Raw genomic sequence first — 2,669 nt, forward strand, 5'->3', positions numbered from 1 at the left:
ATTATTTTAAAAAATTTAAATAAATTTTATCTATAATTTAAACAAAAAATTAGAGAACTTAAAAAAAAATAATAAAAATAATATAAAAAATTACTAAAAAATACAATAAATAAAAAATTTAATTAAATTTAGAATAATATTCCAAAATATGAAAGTAATATATTAAAAAATTTAAATTATAATATAATACATGTAGATACTTATCAAATAAAATATTGAAATAAAAAATACAATTAATTAAATTAAAAATATGATTAAAATAAAATAAATTAATCACATAAGTTAACTAATTTTACATCAGTATTATCTTTAATCCAATTAGTTAACTGTTCAGCATAAACTAATTTTTTCTTTTTAATATCATCAGCATCTTGAAGTAATTTTTTATTTTTAGGTCTAGAATATTTAGTTACAATATTTCCAAAGTCCATACCAGCTAATGTTAATGATTCAGCACCTAATGCAAGAGATAAAAACATTGCCCTATCCCCATCAGTAAATCCTCCAAAATTATAAAGATGTCCAAATGGAGTTGATTGAGTAGTACCTAAAATATTATCAAAGAAAGAAGTATATCTTTCAATTTCTTTTTTATTATTACCATGAGCATGAATAACCATATAAGAATCTCTACAATTAACAGCTAACAAATCATCAATATTACCATCTAAATCTGTTGCAACTATATCTGGAACAATATGTTCTTCTAAAAGTGCAGTAGTAGAACCATCAGCAGAAACAAGTATATAATCATCTAAATTATAATTATTTTTAATAAATTCAATATGTTCTTTAATAGATGGACCTGCTCCAAAAATTATGAATTTATTTGTATTTTTAAAATCTACAATATCATTTTTTAAATCATCAAGATTAAGACAACCTTCTTCATCTAAAATTCTATTTAAAAGTTTAGCTGAAGATTCATCATCATCACGATTAAAATTAAAATCATCTAAAATTTTATTATACCATAATTCCCATTCTGCAAATTTCATAATTTAATATATCTATTTAATATAAATAAAGTTTATTAAAAATAATAAAAATCATGAAAATAACTTTTCTAGAATAATAAGGAATTAAAAGTAAATTAAAAGACTATTAATTATAGAATAAAATTTTTTTATATATATTTCCAAATAATATAAAAATTGAATAAAAAAATAAAAAATTAAAAATTATAAGAGATGTATTAAAAAAATTGAAAAAATAAAATAAAATATTAAACTAATAAAAAAATTAAAAACAAGCAATAAACAAAAAACTTTAATATTAAATAAATAAAAAATTTATATAGGCTTGAAAAAAATCATGAAAAAAAATATCAGGCTTTTTTGATTTTATTAATGGAGGAAAACATATATGAATAATATATTATTAATGCTTCCAGGACCTGTAAATGTTGAACCTAATGTTCTTGCAGCAATGTCCAAAAACATTGTAAACCATAGGGGAGACGAGTTTGGAAGAATATATAATGAGACATGTGAAAAAATGTCTAAAGTATTCAAAACTCAAAATCAATCTTACATTCTTACATCATCTGGTACTGGTGGTATGGAAGCTGCTATAGCAAATATAGCAAATCCTAAAGAAAAAATATTAAGTGTAGTAGGAGGTAAATTCGGAGAACGTTTCGCAGATATTGCTAGAGTACATGGAATAGATGTAGAAGAATTAGCAATAGAATGGGGAACTGCTGTAACACCTGAAGCTATTGAAGCAGCACTTGAAGCAGATGAAAATATTAAAGCAGTAAGTCTTATTCATAACGAAACATCTACTGGTGTAGCTGCACCTATTAAAGAAATTGGTAAAGTTATGAAAAATTATGATGCTTTATATGTTGTAGATACTGTATCATCTCTTGCTGGAGACAATGTAGAAGTAGATAAATATGGAATTGATGTCTGTGTTACAGGATCACAAAAATGTTTAGCAGCACCACCAGGACTTTCTGCTATTACATTAAGTGATGATGCATGGAAAGCTGTTGAAAATGTAGATGCTCAAACTTACTACTTCAACATGAAAAAATATAGAGAAAGTGGAAACAAAAATCCTGCTCAAACTCCATACACACCATCAGTATCTTCAATATACGGATTACTTGAAGCACTTAATGATATTGAAAAAGAAGGATTAGATAATAGGATTGCACGTCACCATAAAAATGCTGAAGCATGTAGAAATGCAGTAAAAGCATTAGGTCTTGACTTATTTGCAGAAGAAGAACATGCATCCTGTACTGTAACTGCAGTAAAAATGCCTGAAGGAAAAACTGATGATGAAATTAGAGGTACTATGTTAAATAAATATGGTGTCCAATTAGCTGGAGGACAAGATCATCTTAAAGGTAAAATCTTCAGAATAGGACATATGGGTTCAACTAATTATAAAGAATTAGCTATAACCTTTACTGCATTAGGTATGACTTTAAACGAAGCTGGAATTGATGTAGAAGCAGGTGCTGGTGTAACTGCATTAGCAGAAACCTACTTACAATAATTCCTCTATTTTTTTCTTTTTTTTAAAAATTTTTAAATTAAATATTAAAAAACTAATTTATTATAAATAATTTTTTAAATTTAACAAAAATACTATTTTTCATTAATTTATAATAAAACTAAAAAAAACAACTAATTTTAAAATAATCTATATAATAA

The 2,669-nt window shown here is 24.3% G+C and carries 2 protein-coding genes; one reads left to right on the forward strand and one right to left on the reverse strand.

The features are described 5' to 3' along the window. Positions 1-269: 269 nt before the first annotated feature. Positions 270-998: a 6-hydroxymethylpterin diphosphokinase MptE-like protein gene (locus tag BGI41_RS07690; protein ID WP_088540114.1), complete on the reverse strand. Its 729-nt coding sequence runs from the start codon at positions 996-998 to the stop codon at positions 270-272. Between the two features lie 367 nt (positions 999-1,365). Between BGI41_RS07690 and BGI41_RS07695 the strand changes: the two genes are divergently transcribed. Further along, a complete protein-coding gene (locus BGI41_RS07695) occupies positions 1,366-2,511 on the forward strand; it encodes an alanine--glyoxylate aminotransferase family protein (RefSeq protein ID WP_088540115.1) in 1,146 nt (381 codons plus the stop codon). The last annotated feature ends 158 nt before the right edge of the window (positions 2,512-2,669 follow it).

Source organism: Methanobrevibacter sp. 87.7, from assembly GCF_002208625.1.
GTDB lineage: Archaea > Methanobacteriota > Methanobacteria > Methanobacteriales > Methanobacteriaceae > Methanarmilla.

Coding starts and splice junctions, on each gene's coding strand:
- BGI41_RS07690 (WP_088540114.1), bottom strand. CDS start 998: ATGAAATTTGCAGAATGGGAATTATGGTATAATAAAATTTTAGATGAT.
- BGI41_RS07695 (WP_088540115.1), top strand. CDS start 1,366: ATGAATAATATATTATTAATGCTTCCAGGACCTGTAAATGTTGAACCT.